Source organism: Synechococcus sp. Lug-A, assembly GCF_024345655.1.
Lineage (GTDB): Bacteria > Cyanobacteriota > Cyanobacteriia > PCC-6307 > Cyanobiaceae > MW101C3.
In genome coordinates, this window is record NZ_JAGQBN010000010.1 from 29741 (window position 1) to 47868 (window position 18128).

The window sequence follows — 18128 nt, forward strand, 5'->3', positions numbered from 1 at the left end:
CCGGTGGCCATGCTGCCTGCCGGCCTCACCCTCGCCGCTAGATTTCCTGCTGATGTGTTGGCTACAAACGGCCTTCATCACCAGGTTCTGGTGAGCCACTCTCTCCTTCGGGAGCTTCCAGCAGCGGGTTCTGCCCGCTGAGGGCGAACGGGTGAACTCCAGCCTGCGTCACTTTCGCGAGAGTTCATTTGGTCGCCGCTTCAGATGCCCCTTCGACCGCTACCCCGGCGGATCCGCGGGCCCCGTTCAAGCCCCTGCGCAGCCATGGGGGCCACGCTTCCGATCGCCAGGAAGCCCTCATCCGCGCCGGTGTGACGGCCCGACGCCCGCCTCTGCCAAAGGGCCAGCGGACGTACAAGTTCGGCACCACGGCGTTCATGCTCGCCATCCACGTCGGGGCGGTGTTCGCCCTGCTGCCCCGCTTCTGGAGCTGGCAGAGCGTGGTGGCGCTGGCGGTTCTCTACTGGGTCACGGTGCTGGGGGTCACGCTCGGCCTGCACCGCCTGCTGGCCCACCGCAGCTTCGTCGCCCCCCGCTGGGTGGAGCGCACCCTGGTGCTGATGGGCACTCTGGCCTGCCAGAGCGGCCCGATCGAATGGGTGGGGCTGCACCGCCACCACCACAAGTTCTCTGACCAGGCCAACGACCACCACGACGCCGGCCGCGGCCTCTGGTGGAGTCACAGTGACTGGATGCTGCATGAGATCCCTGCCGTGCAGCACGTGGAGAGGTTCACGGGCGACCTGCAGCGCGACCCCTTCTACCGCTGGCTGGATCGCTGGTTCCTGCTGCTGCAGATCCCCCTGGGCGCGGCCCTGTGGTGGTACGGCGAGCGGGCCAATGTGCACGGCGGCGGCCTGGGCATGGTGCTCTGGGCCATCCCCCTGCGGCTGGTGATCGTGTATCACGTCACCTGGCTGGTGAACAGCGCCACCCACGCCTTCGGCTACCGCAACTTCGACAGCCCTGATCTGTCGCGCAACTGCTGGTGGGTGGCGATCCTCTCCTTCGGCGAGGGCTGGCACAACAACCACCATGCCCACCCGGCCAGCGCCCGCCACGGCCTGCGCTGGTTCGAGTTCGACATCACCTGGCAGCACATCAAGCTGCTGCGTTCCCTGGGCCTGGCCAAGCGAATCCGTGAGGCCCGCTACGTGCCCGGTGCGGCCTACGCCCCCAACTCCTGACGGATGGCGGCCCCCAGTTCGCTGCTGGTCGCACCGGCCACAGTGCTGTCAGCCAGCTGAGCAGCCTTGCGTCGCAGCACGGTCAGGAACTGAGCCGTGCTCAGTTCCTGGTCGCCGGCAGCACCCAGGCCCGCCAGGGTGCTTTTCAGGTCCAGCAGCTCGCTTTCCAGCTCTGCGGCTTCAAAATCCCGCTGACCGGCCATCACCGCCGCGAAGCGCTCGCGCCGCTGCGCCTTCTCCGGCGGGTATGCCTCCAGGACGGCCTCGCGGCACAGGCGCCAGGGCCTGCCGGCGGTGAGCAGCTCCGCCAAGGCGAAGCTGAGGGCCGGGGCTTCGGCCGAGGCGATGCGCAGGTCGAAAGCGGCCGGCGGCTGACGCTGGCCCACGAAAATCTCCAGAAATCCCCCGGGCCCGAGGGGCCGTCCGTCGTCGTCGTTGAGCAGCGGCACACTGCCGGTCCCCAGCGCTTCGAGCAGTTCCGGGTGGCCGGTCAGGGCGCTGCGGCTGTCGGCGCTGCCGGACGCGGCGATCCATTGGTTGATGCGCCCCAAGGCGAGAAACACCTCCGGTCCCGGGGAGGCCAGCTTGCGGTTGCGCAGCATCGACACCTGGGAACTGTGGAGGCGGCCGAGATCAAGCACCTCGGCTAAACCGGGAAGGACGCGGTGGGACCAGCCGTTGCGCTCATGCCAGGCCCTGATCAGATGCGCAAAGGCTTCACGGCCTGATCCGATTTCTTCCTGATATCCCACTCAATCCGAATCCGAACTGCTACTATTCTAAAAGACCGATCAGGAACCAGCCCCTATGACCGTCACGCCCCAGCGCCGTGCCCCATGGGCGGCCGTCTCAGAACGGATGGCCAAGGCCGTAGCCGCCAAGCCCGCCGGCGTTGCCAGCCTTGTGCCGGCAGCCCTCTCCCTGCCCCGGGCTCAGGCGTTGCATCGCCCCCGCCGCGGTGAACCCATCCCCTCCTCGCCACCGGGTCGCCGCTGGGGCACGATCGGCTTCATGATCGTGATCCACCTGTTGGCCGTGCTGGCCCTGCTGCCCCAGTTCTGGAGCGTGCCGGCCGTCACCTCCATGCTGGTGCTCTATTGGGTCACCGGCTGCCTGGGCGTCACGCTCGGCTACCACCGCCTGCTGGCCCACCGGGCCCTGCGGGTGCCCCAGTGGCTGGAGCGCTTCTTCGCCACCTGCGGCGCGCTCAGCTGCCAGCACGGTCCGATCGACTGGGCCGGCCTGCACCGCCACCACCACAAGTTCTCGGACACCGACGCCGACCACCACAACAGCCACAAGGGCTTCTGGTGGAGCCACATGGGCTGGATGATGGAAGAGATCCCGGCGATGGCCGCCGTGCCCCGGCTCACCGGTGATCTGGCCCGCGACCCCTACTACCGCTGGCTGAACACCAACTTCCTGCTGCTGCAGGTGCCCCTGGGCCTGCTGCTGTTCTGGATCGGCACGGTCACCGGTGCCGGCGGCTGGGCCCTGGTTCTGTGGGGCATCCCGCTGCGCCTGGTGGTGCTCTACCACTGCACCTGGCTGGTGAACAGCGCCACCCACTGCTGGGGCAGCATCGCCCACGTCAGCGGCGACAAGTCACGCAACAACCCCTGGGTGGCGGCCCTCACCTTCGGTGAGGGCTGGCACAACAACCACCACGCCTTCCCCCACTCGGCCCGCCACGGCTTCGGTCCCCGTCAGTTCGACCTCACCTGGCAGCACATCCGGCTGCTGAAGGCCCTGGGCCTGGCCACCCAGGTGCGCCTGCCGAAGGCCGCGGCAGCCTTCTGAGGCGGCAACCCTCTGACTTAAGCTGTCGGATTGCCTGAGCGGCACGCCACCCCGGCGGTGGCCCCCGCTCATCGATCCGCCCAGCGGCACTCCCTGTTTCCCTAACCCGATCCCATGGCCAAGCGTGTATCCGTTGTCCTCAGCGAGGACATTCTCAGCCTCGGCAAGGACGGTGAGCTGGTGGAAGTGGCGCCCGGCTACGCCCGCAACTTCCTGCTCCCCCAGGGCAAAGCCGTGCCCGTCACCCCGGCGGTGCTGCGCCAGGTGGAGCACCGCCGCGCCAAGGAGGCCGAGCGCCAGGCCGTGCTGCTGCAGGAGGCGGAAGCCTTCCGCACGGCCCTGAACACCATCGGCCGCTTCACGGTCAAGAAGCAGACCGGCGGTGACGACGTCCTCTTCGGCACGGTCACCAACGGCGATGTGGCCGAGGCCATCGAAGCGGCCACCAAGAAAGAGGTCGACCGCCGCCATATCGAGGTGCCCGAGATCCACCGCACCGGCTCCTACAAGGTGCAGATCAAGCTCCACCACGACGTGGTGGCCGAGATCAACCTGGAAGTGGTCAGCCACTGAGCGCCAGGCGGCCTCGCCGCCCGCTCCTTTCCCTGCCCAGCCGCCAGGCCCCTGAGGGTTCTGGCGGTTTTTTTTGTGTGCTCGCGCGGTGCTGCATCGGCCCCGCCGCCGCCCGCACGGGGCACCAACGCACACCGGAGCGTCGGCCGGGAACCCTTAGCCTGCCGCCATGGTGAGCGTCCCTTTTCCAGCTGCGGACGGCCCCGGTGCCGTGCCCACGCCCGCGCAAGGCGGGGCGGCGGGCGGTGCCGGGCCGTTCCGGCGGCGCGGGCGCGAGCAGGACGAAGCCCGCTTCGAGGCCCTGCCCGACCAGCTGCCTCCCCAGAACCTGGAGGCGGAGGAGGCGGTGCTGGGCGGCATCCTGCTCGACCCCGACGCCATGGGCCGCATCGCCGACGTGCTGCGTCCGGAGGCGTTCTATCTCACAGCCCACCGGGAGGTGTACCGCACCGCCCTGATGCTGCACAGCCAGGGCAAGCCCACCGACCTCACCGCCATGGCCGCCTGGTTGGCCGATACGGGCCAGCTGGAGAAGGTGGGCGGCACCAACCGGCTGGTGGAGCTGGTGGAGCGCACGCTCAGCACCGCCTCGATCGACCAGGTCGCCCGCCTGGTGATGGACAAATACCTGCGCCGTCAGCTGATCCGCTCCGGCAACGAGGTGATCCGGCTGGGTTTCGACCAGTCGAAGCCGATGGAGCAGGTGCTCGATGAGGCGGAGCAGCAGATCTTCGCGATCAGCCAGGAGAAGCCGTCGGTGGGGCTCACCCCCACCGCCGAAATCCTCACCAGCACCTTCAACGAGATCGAAAGCCGCTCCGTCGGCACGTCGATGGCTGGCATCGCGGTCAACTTCTACGACCTCGACGCCATCACCCAGGGCCTGCAGCGCAGCGATCTGATCATCGTGGCGGGCCGGCCGGCGATGGGCAAAACCTCGATCGTGCTCAACATCGCCAAGAACGTGGCCCAGCTCCACCAGCTGCCGGTGTGCGTGTTTTCGCTGGAGATGAGCAAGGAGCAGCTCACCTACCGGCTGCTTTCGATGGAGGTGGGGATCGAGAGCGGCCGGCTGCGCACCGGGCGCCTGCAGCAGGAGGAATGGCCGCTGCTGGGCCAGGGCATCAACACTCTGGGCCAGCTGCCCCTGTTCATCGACGACAAGCCCAATGCGGGCGTGCTGGAGATGCGCTCGCTCTGCCGGCGGCTGATGGCCGAGCAGGGCAAGGAGCTGGGCCTGATCGTGATCGATTATCTGCAGCTGATGGAGGGCTCCACCCCCGACAACCGCGTGCAGGAGCTGTCTCGCATCACCCGGGGCCTCAAGGGCATGGCCCGCGAGCTGAACGTGCCGGTGATCGCCCTTTCCCAGCTCAGCCGCGGCGTGGAGAGCCGCACCAACAAGCGGCCGATGCTGAGCGATCTGCGTGAATCGGGCTCGATCGAGCAGGACGCCGACCTGGTGCTGATGATCTACCGCGACGAGTACTACAACCCGGACACGGCCGATCGCGGCATCACCGAAGTGATCGTCACCAAGCACCGCAACGGCCCGGTGGGCACGGTGAAGCTGCTGTTCGAGCCGCAGTTCACCCGCTTCCGCAATCTGGCGAGCCCATCCGGCGGCTGAGCAGCTGCGCCGGCAGGCTCAGGGCGATCAACCCGGCGGCGATCAGGCTGTTGGTGCTGTCGCCGATGGCGGCGCTGATCAGAAAGGCCAGCGAGCCCAGCCACACCACCGCCGCGCTGAGCGGGTAGCCCCAGGCCCGCACCGGGCGCTCCAGTTCCGGTTCACGCCAGCGCAGCAGAAACAGCGACGTGATGCCGGTGAAATAGAGCAGCACATAGAAAAAGACGGACACACCCAGCAGCAGCTGGAAATCGCCGCAGAGGATCAGGGTCGCCGTCACGGCGGTGGTGAGCAGCAGGGCCGCATCGGGGGTGCCGCCCGCATTCACCCGCGCGAAGACGGGCAGGAACAGGCCATCGCGGCTGAGGCCGAACAGGATGCGCGGCGCACACATGATCACCGTGTTCACCAGCCCGATCGAGGACAGCAGCGCCAGGGCGGTGATCAGCTGGGCGCTGAACGGCCCGAACAGGCGGGCGGCAGCGTCGGCCAGCGGCAGGGTGGAGGCGGCCATCGCTTCCAGCGGCAGCACCTTGAGCAGGGCCACGTTCACCAGCAGGTAAACCCCCGTGACGGCGACCACGCCGCCGATCAGGGAGCGGGGCAGGTCGGTGGCCGGCGCGGTGAACTCCTCGGCGAAGTAGATCGGGCTCTGCCAGCCGTCGTAGGTGGTGATCACAGCCTGAAGCGCGAAAACGCCGGCGGCGGCCAGGGCCAGCGGGGTGTCGCTCGGGGCCAGCAGCGGCGCGCTTGTGCTGGCGGCGGGCGGTGCCACCAGCAGGCAGGCGCCGATCAAGGCCAGAAAAGCGACGGCCTTGAGCAGGCTGAGGATCTGCTGGCTGAGGCTGCCCGCCCGCAGGCCCAGCCGTTGCAGCAGGGCGAAGCCCACCAGGGTGAACAGGGCCACCGCCTTGCCGCCGGGGGGCAGCGCCGGCACCAGGCCGCGGGCGAACTCCCCGATCGTGATCGCCACCCAGGCCAGGCCGGCGCAATGGCCGAGCCAGTCGATCCAGCCCACGGCAAAGCCGGCGCGATCGCCGAGGGCGCGGCGGGCGTAGATCGTCCAGCCACCGGCACGGGGCAGGGCCGCTCCCAGTTCCGCCACGGCGAAGGCACCGCAGAGGGCATAGAGCCCACCCACCAGCCAGGCCAGCAGGATCAGCAGAGCGCTGCCCAGCTGGGCCGCCACCAGCCCCGGGGTGCGCAGGATGCCGGCACCCATCGAGCCGCCCACCGCCCCAGCCAGCCCGAAGCCCAGCCCGAGGATGTGCAGCAAGCCGCCGGCGGCGGCGGGTGGTGGTGGTTCCGGTTCCGGCGTTCTGGCCGTCGGGTTGGGTTCCATCGCAGGCCCCACGGCGGCTCCGAAGCGTAAGGCTGGTGCAGCGGCGCGCGGTTGCAAGCACCCCGGCGCGGCCGGCCAGCCGACCATTCCGTAGTTGTGGCCACAGTCTTTCCTGGGGCTTCGGTGGACTCTGGGCGCAGCGGAAGAAGCTTCTAGGGTTCCGGTCTGCGTCTGTTCGCATCAGCGAGCCGGCATGGGCGTCTGGTCCGAGAGAGGCTCACCGGGGTCACCCGGTTGCACGGAGGGATAAAAGCCCGGGAGACCGCACCCCCCACCTCCGTGTTCCGCCATGACAGCAACCCCAGGGCCTGAAGAGGCCTTTGACCGCCGCAGTTCCAGCACAGGCGCCGGCCAGCAGGGCGTCGGCCAGGAGGGCGCCGAGGCGCTCGAGAAGGAAGCCCGCCTGCCGCTCACCGGTTGGCAGCAGGAGGTCGACCAGGGGCTGCGCTATGGCCTCGAAGCGGCCGAAAGCATCGTTGACCGGCGCATCTCCACCTTTTCGCGCGGTGAGCTGCCCCACTACGCGGGCATCAACACCTTCATGAAGGCGCCTTACATCGAAGACGTGAACCGCGTCGGTGACTTCGATGTGGCGATCGTGGGCATCCCGCACGATTGCGGCACCACCTACCGCCCCGGCACCCGCTTCGGCCCCCAGGGCATCCGCCGCATCTCGGCGCTTTACACCCCCTACAACTACGAAATGGGGGTGGATCTGCGCGAATCGATCAGCCTCTGCGATGTGGGCGACATCTTCACGATTCCCGCCAACAACGAGAAGAGCTTCGATCAGATCTCCAAAGGCGTGGCGCATGTGTTCGCCAGCGGCGCCTTCCCGATTCTGCTCGGCGGTGATCACTCGATCGGCTTCCCCACGGTGCGGGGCGTCTGCCGCCACCTCGGCGACAAGAAGGTGGGCATCATCCACTTCGACCGCCATGTGGACACCCAGGAGATCGACCTGGATGAACGCATGCACACCTGCCCCTGGTTCCATGCCACCAACATGGCCAACGCGCCGGCCGAGAACCTGGTGCAGCTCGGCATCGGCGGCTGGCAGGTGCCGCGCGAAGGGGTGAAGGTGTGCCGCGAGCGGGGCACCAACGTGCTCACCGTCACCGACATCTGCGACATGGGCCTGGAGGCCGCCGCGAAGTATGCGATCGAGCGCGCCACCGATGGCACCGACTGCGTCTACATCTCCTTCGACATCGACTGCATCGACGCCGGCTTCGTGCCCGGCACCGGCTGGCCGGAACCGGGCGGCCTGCTGCCACGGGAAGCCCTCAAGCTGCTTGAGCTGATCGTGCGCAATGTGCCGGTGTGTGGCCTTGAGGTGGTGGAAGTTTCCCCCCCTTACGACATCAGCGACATGACGTCCCTGATGGCCACGCGCGTGATCTGCGATGTGATGGCCCACCTGGTGGTGAGCGGTCAGCTGCCGCGCAAGCAGAAGCCAGCCTGGCTGCATGAGGCCTGCAACATGAACGTCGACCAGAAATGGAGGTGAGCCATGCATGAAGTGGACATGACCCGCTGCCTGCTGCTTTCGCTCGAAGAGTGGAAGCAGGAGCACCATCCCCACGTTCCCTGCGTGCAGGTCGTGCATCTGCAGGTGGGCACCTTCACCTGCGTGGAACCCGCAGCGCTGGTGTTCACCTACGGGGCTGCGGTGCAGGGCAGTTGGCTGGATGGTTCGGAGCTGCGGATCGAATCGGTGCCGCTGCGGGCGCGCTGTGTGGCCTGCGGCAGCGACTACAGCCCCGACCCTGCCCAGGCCTATCAATCCCCCTGCTGCCACCACCCGATGGAGGAGATCCTCTCGGGCCGTGAGCTGAGGATTCGCAGCATCGATTACACCTCCCCCGCTGTACCCGCAGACCGGGCTTCCATCCTTTCCGCCTGAACGCCATGCACATGCCCCTGGAAGACACACTCGGACGCAACCTGTTGGCGGCCAATCAACACCGTGCCGACCACAACCGCAAGCATTTCGATGCCTGGAAGCTGCTCTGCCTGAATGTGATGAGCAGCCCCGGCGCCGGCAAGACCTCCCTGCTGGAGCGCACGATCACGTCCCTTTCGCCCGAGCTGGCGATGGCGGTGCTGGAGGGCGACATGACCACCCAGCTGGATGCCGACCGGCTGGCAGCGGTGGGGGTGCCGGTGGTGCCGATCACCACCGGCCGGGCCTGCCATCTCGATGCGGCGATGGTGAGCGGCGGCCTCACCCTGCTGCAGCAGCGGCTCGATCCTGCGGCGCTGGATCTGCTGTGGGTGGAGAACGTGGGCAATCTGGTGTGCCCGGCGGAATTCGAGGTGGGTGAACACCTCAAGGTGGCGCTGCTGAGTGTCACCGAAGGCGATGACAAGCCGCTCAAGTATCCGGTGATGTTCCGCGAGGCCGATTGTGTGTTGATCACCAAGATTGATCTGCTGCCGTATGTGCCGGTGGATGTGAGCCGCATCGAGGAGCATGTGCGGGCGGTGAATCCCCGCGCCCAGGTGTTCCGCGTGTCGGCAGGCACGGGCCAGGGCATGGGCGAGTGGCACCGCTGGCTGCTGGCCACGGTGCGTGAGCACGCCGCCAGCCAGCCGCCGGCCCTGGTGAACGCCTGATGGAGCTGGCCAGCCCATTGGCACCGCTGCCAGCGACGCCATCGGCGCCTCAGCCGACGACCGCAGGCGTGGGGGAAGACGTGCAGGTGGATCTGCTCAGCCGCGGCGTGAAGTATGCGCTGGCCAGCTTCGTGGACATCCACGGCAACGGCAAGGCGAAGGCGGTGCCGCTCGATCACTTCGCCTCGATGCTGTCGGGTTCGGAGCTGTTCACCGGCGCGGCGCTTGATGGCGTGCCGCAGGACGTCAGCGACGACGAAGTGGCGGCCATCCCCGATCTGGCCAGCGCCACGGTGTTGCCCTGGCGCCGTGATGTGGTGTGGCTGGCCAGCAGCCTGCAGCTCAACGGCGCCCCGTTCGAGGCCTGCAGCCGCCAGATCCTGACGCGGGTGCGGCAGCAGGCGGCGGCGCTGGGCTACCGCTTCAACCTCGGCATCGAAACCGAATTCTTCGTGCTGCGGCGCCAGGACGATGGAGCCCTGGTGCCGGCCAGCGGCCGCGACACGCTCGATAAACCCTGCTACGACCTGGGCGGCCTGCTCGACAACCTCGACTGGCTCGATGAGCTGGTGCAGAGCATGAATGGCCTGGGCTGGGGCGTGTATTCCTTCGATCACGAAGACGGCAACGGCCAGTTCGAGATCGATTTCGCCTATGCCGAGGCGCTCACCATGGCCGACCGGCTCACCTTCTTCAAGCTGATGGCGAAGGAGATCTGCCGCCGCCATGGGCTGATCGCCAGCTTCATGCCCAAGCCGTTCGCGCACCGCACCGGCAGCGGCGCCCACTTCAACATGTCGTTGGCGGATGTGCAGAGCGGCGCCAATCTGTTCGATCCCGGCAGTGGCGAACCCGGTGCGATCACCCCGCTGGCGGAGCAGTTCATCGCCGGGGTGCTGCGCCATGCCGCCGCGATCTGCGCCGTGATCGCCCCCACGGTGAACAGCTACAAGCGTCTGGTGGCACAGGGAAGCATGAGCGGCTTCACCTGGGCACCGGTGTTCATCTGCCACGGCAACAACAACCGCACCAACATGCTGCGCATTCCTTCCGCTGGTGGGCGGGTGGAATGCCGCGCCGCCGACAGCTCCTGCAACCCCTACCTGGGTGCGGCGCTGATCCTGGCGGCAGGCCTGGAAGGCATCCGGGAGCAACTGGTGCCGCCCCCCGCCAACCGGGTGAATGCCTACCGGCTGAGCGCGGCGGAGCGGGCCGAGCGCGGGCTGCACACACTGCCGCGCCACCTGGGCGAAGCGGTCGAGGCGTTTGCCGCTGATCCGCTCTGCCGAGAGGTGTTCGGGCCCGTAATGTTCGACGCGTTTGTGTCACTGAAGCGGGCGGAATGGGAGGCCTATCACGGCGCGATTTCGGCCTGGGAGCTGGAGCACTACTTGGAGTTCTTCTGACATGCCCGCCCGCGCCAGCCCCAGCACCTGCCGCCTCCTCTAGCCCGCCCCGGCTCCGGCCCCATTCCCCCACACCCGTTTCTTCATGACCGCACCTTCCCGCTTCCGCTTCCCGCGCCTCAGGCTGCGGCGCACCACCAGCCTGCTGCTTACGGCCCTGCTGGGCGGTGGCCTGCTGGTGGGCTGCCAGCAGCCGCCGGCGGAAACCTCGGCATCGCCGGTGCGCATCGGTTACAGCGCCTGGCCGGGCTGGATCCCCTGGAAGGTGACCGAAGAAAAGGGCTTGTTCGAGGCGGCGGGCGTGCCGGTGACCCTGCAGTGGTTCGACGGCTACCTCGATTCGATCAACGCCCTCAACGCCGGCCAGCTCGATTGCAACAGCCAGACCTTGGGTGACACGATCAGCTCGATCGCCGGCGGCGCCGCCCTCACGGTGGTGCTCACCAACGACAACTCCACCGGCAACGACCAGATCATCGCCGCCGAAGGCATCAAGAGCGTGGCCGATCTGAAAGGCAAGAAGGTGGCGGCGGAAGAAGGCACCGTCGATCACTACCTGTTGCTGCTGGGCCTGAAGAAGGCGGGCCTGAGTGCCTCCGACATCACCTTCGTGCCGCTGGAAACCGGCGCCGCCGCCGCTGCGTTCGTGGCCGGCCAGGTGGATGCAGTGGGTGTGTTCGCGCCCTTCACCACCCAGGCGCTGAAGCGTCCGGGCAGCACCACCTTGTTCTCGTCGAAGGATTTCCCCGGCTCGATCAGCGACCACCTGGTGTGCCGCACCGAATTCGTGGAGAAGAACCCTGAGCAGCTGCAGAAGGTGGTGAACGCCTGGTTCGCCACCCTGGCGGAGATCAAGGCCAACCCGGCCCCGAGCCTGGCGATCCTGGCCGCCCGCGCTGGCGTGAGCGAAGCGGAGTACACCGAGTACGACGCCGGCACCACGATCTTCACGCTGGAGCAGAACCGCCAGGCGATGAAGCCGGGCGAGTCGATGGATTCGCTGCCGTTCGCCGCCGCCCAGATCAGCACCTTCCTGCAGAAGGTGGGTCTGGCCAAGACCCCGCCGGATCTCAGCAAGCTGTTTGATCCGCGCTTCGTGGACGCGGCGCAGTGAAGCTGAGCGCGGGCCTGCGGCGACGCCTCGACCATCCGTGGGTGCTGGGTGTGCTCGGCATCCTCACGGTGCTGGTGGTGTGGCAGCTGATTGCGGCGAGTGGCAGCGTCGACAAGCTGTTTCTGCCCAGCCCGGCGGCGGTGCTGGCGGCGGGCTCCGCCCAGGCGGAGGCGGGCATCCTGCTGGCCGATGCGATCGCCAGCATCGGCCGGGTGCTGGGCGGCTATGCGCTCTCGATGCTGGTGTCGTTGCCGCTGGGGATCGCGATGGGCAGCAACCGGATCATCTGCCGGCTGCTGGAGCCGTTGATCGGCCTGATCCGCTACATGCCCGCGCCGGCCTTCATCCCGCTGCTGATCATCTATTTCGGCTTGGGGGAGCTGCCCAAGGTGCTGCTGATCTTCATCGGCACCTTGTTCTTCAACACCTTGATGATCATGGATGCGGTGAAGTTCGTGCCGGCCGAACTGCTGGAATCGGCCCTCACCATGGGTGGGCGCCGCTTCCAGATCCTCACCCGCGTGGTGACCCCCTTCATCGCTCCCCAGGTGCTGGATGCGTACCGCATCAACATGGCGGCCGCCTGGAACCTGGTGATCGTGGCGGAGCTGGTGGCCGCCAACGAGGGGCTGGGCAAGCGCATCAGCCTGGCCCAGCGCTTCCTGCGCACCGATGAGATCTTCGCGTACCTGATCGTGATCGGGTTGATCGGTCTGGTGATCGATCTGCTGTTCCGACTCGTGTTGCGCCGCACCTGCCGCTGGGCCATCTGACATGCATCTTTCGCTCACATCGGTGTGCAAATCCTTCGGGCAGGGCCGTGCTGCCAAGCAGGTGCTCGACACGATCAGCTTCGACATCAAGTCGGGGGAATTCGTGGCGCTGGTGGGCAGCTCCGGATCGGGCAAGAGCACGGTGATGCGCCTGATCGCCGGGCTCGATCGGCCCACCAGCGGCACGATCCTGATGGACGGCCGTCCGATCACCGGCCCCGGCCACGACCGCGGCATGGTGTTCCAGAAATACAGTCTCTATCCGTGGATGACGGCGGCCGACAACGTGGCCTTCGGCATGAAGCTGCAGGGGCGGCCGGCGCGGGAGGTGCGTGAGCGCACCGGCTATTTCCTGGAAGTGGTGGGCCTGCAGGATGCGGCAGGGCGTCTGCCACGGGAGCTGTCCGGCGGGATGCAGCAACGGGTGGCGATCGCCCGCGCCCTGGCGGCCGATCCGAAGGTGATGCTCCTGGATGAACCGTTCGGCGCCCTCGACCTGCAGATCCGTGAATCGATGCAGGAGTTTCTCTATCAGCTGTGGAACCGCACCGGGCTCACCGCCCTGCTGATCACCCACGACCTGGAGGAGGCGCTGCTGATGGCCCAGCGGGTGCACATCATGGCGCCGCATCCGGGCCGGATCGTGCGCACGGTGGAAGCCGAGCTCGACCGCAGCGATCTGGGCGCGTTGCGGGTGGACCGCCGGTTTCTGGAGGTGCGCGAAGACCTGGCCCGCTGCCTGCGGGGGTTGAGTCAGGAGGCGGTGACGCCGCTGCCGCCGGTGTGATCGCTGCCTCCATGCAGCAGGGCGGGCTGGATGCCGAGATACACGGCCTCGCGGTAGAGCGCCTGCTTGGCGCTCACGTTGCCGGTGTGCATGGCGGCCCTGTAGCGGCGCTGCAGCGACACGAGCATGGCGTGGTGGTGAGGATCGCGAAGGGTGCGGGGCATGGCCTCTGCTGAGCGGATTCGACGCTCAGTGTCTGTTCATTGTGAACAGATTCTATGGCTGTGACGGGCGTTCTGGTGGGGGTCAGCCGCGTTTGCGGGCCACGTGAAAGGCGGAAAAGCCGGTGAGCTCGAGGCTGCCGCCGGCCTCGGTGTCGATGAGGCGGCGCAGCTCGGCGAAGAGGGCCTCACGGGGGCCGGGCTCCAGGCGCAGGTAGGGGGAGTAGGTGCTCAGCAGGGCCAGGTAGTGCTCCGCCGTGTAGCGCAGCTGCACCCGCACGCGCCCGCCCTGCGGGGTGGTGAACAGGGCGGGATCCACCAGCTGCCGCACCAGCGCCTCCAGGACCGCCTGCTGCTCAGCGTCGCTCTCGCGGCGGTGCAGGTGGGGGGCGAAGCGGGCATAGCTGGCGGCGAAGCGTTCGTGCAGGGCGAGCGAGGGTTGCAGCTCCTTGTTCCAGAGCAGGATCAGGGCGCCTGCGGGCTTGAGCGCCCGGGCGGCGGTCCGCGAGCCGAGCCCGGCGGGGATCCAGTGAAAGGAGCTGGCGGCGAGCACGGCGTCGAAGGCCTGCTCCTGCACCGGCCACTGCTCGCAGGCCAGCGGCTCAATGCGCACGCGCCCGAAGCCGGCGCAACGCTCGCGCGCCAGCGCCACGAAGGCTGGGTTGGGCTCCAGAGCGGTGATGGCGCAGCCGAGCCGCGCGAAAGCCACGGTGGCGGTGCCCGGCCCGCAGCCCAGCTCCAGCAGCGCTGAACCGTCGCCCACCCCAGCCAGGGCCGCCACCTGCTCGATCACCGCCGCCGGATAGCCGGGTCGCACAGCGTCGTAGGCGGCTGCAGCCGGCACATACCAGTCGGCCCGCTGCTGCAGCGGCAGGGCAGCGGTGCTGCTCACGATCCGCTGCTGCTCGTTGCCGGCGGGGGCCTCAGGCACCGGCTCCTCGCTTGCGGGGGCTTCAGGCTCTGCACGCGGAATTGCTTCCGCCGCCGGCTTCCAGCGCTCCAGCGCCGCCTGCAGCGCGCCGGCCAGTGCGGCGGCTTCGCGGGCATCGGCGAGGCCCTGCAGCTGGACGGGTGGACGGCGCTCGCTCCAGAGCAGCACCTGGGGCTCGGGCTGGTGCAGCGGCAAAGCGGCCACCACCACGCGGGTGGGCAGGTGAACGGCGGCATGGCCGGTGCGCCACACGCCCACGTGTTCGGCATCGATGCGCAGCTCCTGCCGGCTCCAGTGGCGGTAGCTGCCGAAGCCGGCGGCACCGAGCGCCGCCACCACCAGCAGCGCCTGGATCACGCTCCCGTCGGGCAGGGCGAGCGAGAGCAGGCCGGGCAGGGAGAGATCGAGCACGAGCGTGGTGGGGGCGGTGAGGCCCAGCCGCGGACCCAGCATCCACACCAGAAAGCCGCCGTACTTCACCATCACGGTGTTGAGCACGGCGAGAAACAGCAGGTAGCCGCCCTGGTGCACAAACGCCCGCCACCACTGCGAGGCGCTCACGGTGCTGCGGTCGCGGAAGATCCGGGTGGCGCCTTCTTCCACCACCACCGCCCACACGCTCGCCGGCGGCCCCGCTTCCTCCAGGCTGTCCTCCTCCTCCTCCGCCAACCGCAGCGGCAACGCCAGCTTGCGGGCGAGGGCAAAGGCGCGCTGCCAGGCGAGCGCGAGCGTGGGCTGACGGTCGAGCAGCAGCTCGCGGGCGGGATCCTGCACCGTCAGCAGCACATCCCAGCCCTGCGGACGGGCTTCACCGAGCGGCAGGGCGAGCGGGGCGGCGCGGATCAGCACGGCGGACAGGGCGTGGTGCTGCAGCTCCAGCTGCTCGTGGCTGCCGGTGGAATCACACCGCCAGGAGAGCCGATCCCCCCAGCGCTCCAGCAGGATCCGGCACTCCGGCCGCCAGGAATGGCCGAGCTGGTTGGCGAGCAGCTCCAGGGGCAGCAGGAACAGCAGCAGGCCGATCACATACGGAACGACCCCTTCCAGGGTGGCCCAGAGGCAGAAGGCGGAGAAGAGCAGAAAGGCGAGCAAGTTGCCGAGCTGGCTGTCGAGCGGCTGGTTGGCGATCAGCTCCTGCCACAGCAGGCCTTCGAGCGTGCGGCCGAGCAGCTGCACGGTGCGGCGCAGCACCAGCAGGGGAAACAGCAGCAGGCCGAGGCCGTTGCGTTCGAGGCGGCGAATCGTGGCGCGCCACTGCATGAACGAACCGGCCGGCGGAAGGGCTGCGCGCTCCATTGTGAAGCCGGCGGTTTCTAGGGTTGGCGCCCTTTGCACCTGGTGGGGTCTGCCCATGGCTGCCACGCGCCGCCTGCTGCTCACCGGCGGCAACTCCGGCATCGGCTTCGAGGCGGCGGTGCGGCTGTGCCAGGCCGGCCATGCGCTCACGCTCCTGTGCCGCGATGCGGCCACGGCCGAAACAGCCCAGCGGCAGCTGGCTGAACGCGCCGGTGGAGGCACGGCGCCGGCGGTGGCCGTGTGCGACCTGGGCGATCTGGAGAGCGTGCGCGCCTGCGGGCAGGCGCTGCTGGCGCAGGGGCAGCCGATCGACACGTTGGTGCTGAATGCGGGCCTGCAATACGCCGGTGCCAAGACACCACGGCTGACGCCCCAGGGCCATGAACTCACCATTGCGGTGAACCACCTGGGCCATTTCCTGCTGGCCCAGCAACTCACGCCGTTGCTGCTGGCGGGGCAGGCGCCGCGCCTGGTGGTCACGGCGTCGGAAGTGCACGACCCGCTCACCGCCGGCGGAAAGGTGGGCTCACCGGCGGGGCTGGGCGATCTGGCCGGCCTGCAGGCGGGCCAACCGGTGCTGATGGTGGATGGCAGCAGCTTCGATGCCGACAAGGCCTACAAGGACAGCAAGCTCTGCAACGTGCTGTTCGCCCGCGAGTTCGCGCGCCGCATGGAGGAGGCCGGCACGCCGCTTCCGGTGCTCAGCTGGAGCCCGGGCCTGGTGATCCCGCCCACCAGCGAGGGCGGCTTCTGGCGCTACAGCCGCCAGAGCAACGAACTGGGCCAACGCCTGTTCGCCTTCGCGGCCCGCTCCGTGCTGCGCCTCACCGAAAGCGTGGAAACCGCCGGCGCCCTGCTGGCCGCCCTCTGCTGCGACCCCGCCTACGCCGCCAACGGCTTCAGCTTCCACCGCAACCGCGTGGTTGGCCCAGGCCGGCGGGTGTTTGAGGCCAGCGCCACCAGCGTTGAGGGGCAAGACACAGAGTTGGCGCGGCGGCTATGGGTGGCGAGTGAGGGGGTGGTGGGGTGAAGGGTGACGATGGCCGCTGCCCGGATTGGCGATGACTGCTCCCATGGTCACCCGCTGAACAGGCAGGCATTGAATTGATCTGATCGGGTTCCTGCACGGCGAACGGCACGCATGCAAGACCCTTGGCTCGTCCATGCCCTGCGCCGCGCCGGTCACGTGGTGGGCTACCTGGGCGATGGCATCAACGACGCCCCGGCTCTGCATGCCCCCGATGTGGGCCTGTCGGTGCAGGGGGCGGTGGATGTGGCCAAGGAAGCCGCCGACATCGTGCTGCTCGCTCCCGACCTGGCGGTGCTGCTGGCGGGCATCCGCGAAGGCCGCCGCACCTTCGCCAACACGCTCAAGTACGTGTTCATGGCCACCAGCGCCAACTTCGGAAACATGTTTTCGATGGCGGCCGCGTCGCTGCTGTTGCCCTTCCTGCCGCTGCTGCCCAAGCAGATCCTGCTCACCAACCTGCTCACCGATCTGCCGGAGATGACCATCGCCACCGACCGGGTGGACCCCGAGTGGATTGCGCAGCCGCACCGCTGGAGCCTTCCCTTCATCCAGCGGTTCATGGTCGTGTTCGGGCTGGTGAGTTCCGTCTTCGACGTCATCACTTTCGCGGTGCTGCTGCTGCTCCTCCACGCCGACGCCGCCCAGTTCCGCAGCGGCTGGTTCCTTGAATCGGTGATCTCCGCCGCCTCAATCGTGCTGGTGATCCGCACCCACGGCCCCTTGCTGCACAGCCGCCCCTCCCGGCCGCTGCTGGGCGCCACCCTCGCCGTGGTGCTCCTCACCCTGCCCCTGCCCTGGACACCACTGGGGCGCCTCTTCGGCTTCGTGCCCCTGCCGCTGGAGTTCCTGCCGCCGCGACTGCTGATTCTCCTGACCTACGTGGCCAGCGCCGAATTCGCCAAGCGCTGGTTCTACCGGCATCTGGAGGCTTGAGGCCGGGGGGTTGGGGGTTGGGTGTTTGAGTGCTTGCTGAGCTCAGGTGTGGAGCCCCAGTTGCCGAAGGGCACCTTATTCGGCCCACGTATCTACTTGCTTCCAGAGCTAAAGCTCTGAATCGAAGCCCAACGCGCCGCTTCTGGCGCGTGCCTGCAACCGGGGGTTAGGCCCGCCGTTCAATTGCTGTGCGGCGGTTCTAGCGGTTTAAGTCTTAGACTCTTCCCAGTGAGCTGGGCGATCCTGTAAGAGGTCGATTTTTCATTCGCGCTGATCTGAAGGATCAATTTGTCGGCACTAGCACTAATTGTCCAGGTGCATGGCTTGAAATGATGGGCATCATCAGGAGACAGATAGTAGAACTCACAAGCTCCGTTCGGAGCGAACTTGTAGGCCATCCTGAATCGGCTCGGCGGAAAGTTCATCGACCCGGCGGGGCGGAAGATCTGAACCGTGCCGCCCGGTTGTTCCTCCTCACTGGAGCGAACCCAGTGCTGGAACAAGTTTTTGATATTGATTTGGCGATGTGTCCCGGTTGTCTGCTTA

Annotated in this window: 17 protein-coding genes and 1 riboswitch; of the genes, 13 read left to right on the forward strand and 4 right to left on the reverse strand. The window is 68.0% G+C overall.

Going from position 1 to position 18128, the window contains the following annotated elements:
* Nucleotides 1–299: 299 nt before the first annotated feature.
* On the forward strand, nt 300–1187 hold the full coding sequence (locus tag KBY86_RS08785) for a fatty acid desaturase (protein ID WP_233132887.1): 888 nt from the start codon (nt 300–302) through the stop codon (nt 1185–1187).
* Here the strand turns inward: KBY86_RS08785 and KBY86_RS08790 are convergent.
* Complete coding sequence (locus tag KBY86_RS08790) at nt 1169–1939, reverse strand: hypothetical protein (RefSeq protein WP_255140875.1); 771 nt, start codon at nt 1937–1939, stop codon at nt 1169–1171. The genes KBY86_RS08785 and KBY86_RS08790 overlap by 19 nt on opposite strands.
* Before the next feature lie 106 nt (nt 1940–2045).
* Between KBY86_RS08790 and KBY86_RS08795 the strand changes: the two genes are divergently transcribed.
* From KBY86_RS08795 to dnaB, 3 genes are all read left to right on the forward strand, one after another.
* Complete coding sequence (locus KBY86_RS08795) at nt 2046–2987, forward strand: fatty acid desaturase (RefSeq protein ID WP_255140934.1); 942 nt, start codon at nt 2046–2048, stop codon at nt 2985–2987.
* 114 nt (nt 2988–3101) lie between these two features.
* A complete protein-coding gene (rplI, locus tag KBY86_RS08800) occupies nt 3102–3560 on the forward strand; it encodes a 50S ribosomal protein L9 (protein ID WP_094511377.1) in 459 nt (152 codons plus the stop codon).
* Between the two features lie 169 nt (nt 3561–3729).
* Nucleotides 3730–5190 (forward strand): replicative DNA helicase, encoded by a 1461-nt coding sequence (dnaB, locus tag KBY86_RS08805; RefSeq protein WP_255140876.1) that lies wholly within the window; start codon nt 3730–3732, stop codon nt 5188–5190.
* Here the strand turns inward: dnaB and KBY86_RS08810 are convergent.
* On the reverse strand, nt 5150–6532 hold the full coding sequence (locus tag KBY86_RS08810; protein WP_255140877.1) for an APC family permease: 1383 nt from the start codon (nt 6530–6532) through the stop codon (nt 5150–5152). The genes dnaB and KBY86_RS08810 overlap by 41 nt on opposite strands.
* A gap of 141 nt (nt 6533–6673) precedes the next feature.
* A riboswitch (guanidine-I (ykkC/yxkD leader) is annotated at nt 6674–6795 on the forward strand.
* Nucleotides 6796–6821: 26 nt separating this feature from the next.
* Here KBY86_RS08810 and speB point away from each other — a divergent pair.
* The 7 genes from speB (at nt 6822) to KBY86_RS08845 (ending at nt 13231) form a co-directional block, all read left to right on the forward strand.
* Nucleotides 6822–8042 carry an agmatinase gene (gene speB / locus KBY86_RS08815; RefSeq protein ID WP_255140878.1) on the forward strand — a complete coding sequence of 407 codons (1221 nt, stop codon included), beginning with the start codon at nt 6822–6824 and terminating at the stop codon, nt 8040–8042.
* A 3-nt stretch (nt 8043–8045) separates the two neighbouring features.
* The gene (locus KBY86_RS08820) at nt 8046–8438 is read left to right on the forward strand and encodes a hydrogenase maturation nickel metallochaperone HypA (RefSeq protein WP_094511388.1); all 393 of its coding nucleotides are present in this window, start codon (nt 8046–8048) and stop codon (nt 8436–8438) included.
* A 5-nt stretch (nt 8439–8443) separates the two neighbouring features.
* A complete protein-coding gene (hypB, locus tag KBY86_RS08825; protein WP_255140879.1) occupies nt 8444–9151 on the forward strand; it encodes a hydrogenase nickel incorporation protein HypB in 708 nt (235 codons plus the stop codon).
* Nucleotides 9151–10557 (forward strand): type III glutamate--ammonia ligase, encoded by a 1407-nt coding sequence (gene glnT / locus KBY86_RS08830; protein WP_255140880.1) that lies wholly within the window; start codon nt 9151–9153, stop codon nt 10555–10557. The genes hypB and glnT overlap by 1 nt, the downstream gene beginning before the upstream one ends.
* An 85-nt stretch (nt 10558–10642) precedes the next feature.
* Nucleotides 10643–11671 carry an ABC transporter substrate-binding protein gene (locus KBY86_RS08835; protein ID WP_255140881.1) on the forward strand — a complete coding sequence of 343 codons (1029 nt, stop codon included), beginning with the start codon at nt 10643–10645 and terminating at the stop codon, nt 11669–11671.
* Nucleotides 11668–12444 (forward strand): ABC transporter permease, encoded by a 777-nt coding sequence (locus tag KBY86_RS08840; protein ID WP_094511399.1) that lies wholly within the window; start codon nt 11668–11670, stop codon nt 12442–12444. The genes KBY86_RS08835 and KBY86_RS08840 overlap by 4 nt, the downstream gene beginning before the upstream one ends.
* Before the next feature lies 1 nt (nt 12445).
* Entirely contained in the window at nt 12446–13231 is a 786-nt protein-coding gene (locus KBY86_RS08845) for an ABC transporter ATP-binding protein (protein ID WP_094511402.1), read from the forward strand.
* On the opposite strand, the gene KBY86_RS08850 is transcribed toward KBY86_RS08845, so the two are convergent.
* Both KBY86_RS08850 and KBY86_RS08855 read right to left on the reverse strand, forming a co-directional pair.
* Nucleotides 13198–13395, reverse strand: coding sequence for a hypothetical protein (locus tag KBY86_RS08850; RefSeq protein ID WP_094511406.1), 198 nt, complete (start codon nt 13393–13395; stop codon nt 13198–13200). The genes KBY86_RS08845 and KBY86_RS08850 overlap by 34 nt on opposite strands.
* An 82-nt stretch (nt 13396–13477) precedes the next feature.
* A complete protein-coding gene (locus KBY86_RS08855; protein ID WP_255140882.1) occupies nt 13478–15583 on the reverse strand; it encodes a class I SAM-dependent methyltransferase in 2106 nt (701 codons plus the stop codon).
* Nucleotides 15584–15674: 91 nt separating this feature from the next.
* Here KBY86_RS08855 and KBY86_RS08860 point away from each other — a divergent pair, with 91 nt between their 5' ends.
* Together KBY86_RS08860 and KBY86_RS08865 are read left to right on the forward strand one after the other, a co-directional pair.
* The gene (locus KBY86_RS08860; RefSeq protein WP_255140883.1) at nt 15675–16649 is read left to right on the forward strand and encodes an SDR family NAD(P)-dependent oxidoreductase; all 975 of its coding nucleotides are present in this window, start codon (nt 15675–15677) and stop codon (nt 16647–16649) included.
* Between the two features lie 111 nt (nt 16650–16760).
* Nucleotides 16761–17582 (forward strand): HAD-IC family P-type ATPase, encoded by an 822-nt coding sequence (locus tag KBY86_RS08865; RefSeq protein WP_255140884.1) that lies wholly within the window; start codon nt 16761–16763, stop codon nt 17580–17582.
* Nucleotides 17583–18128: the final 546 nt, after the last annotated feature.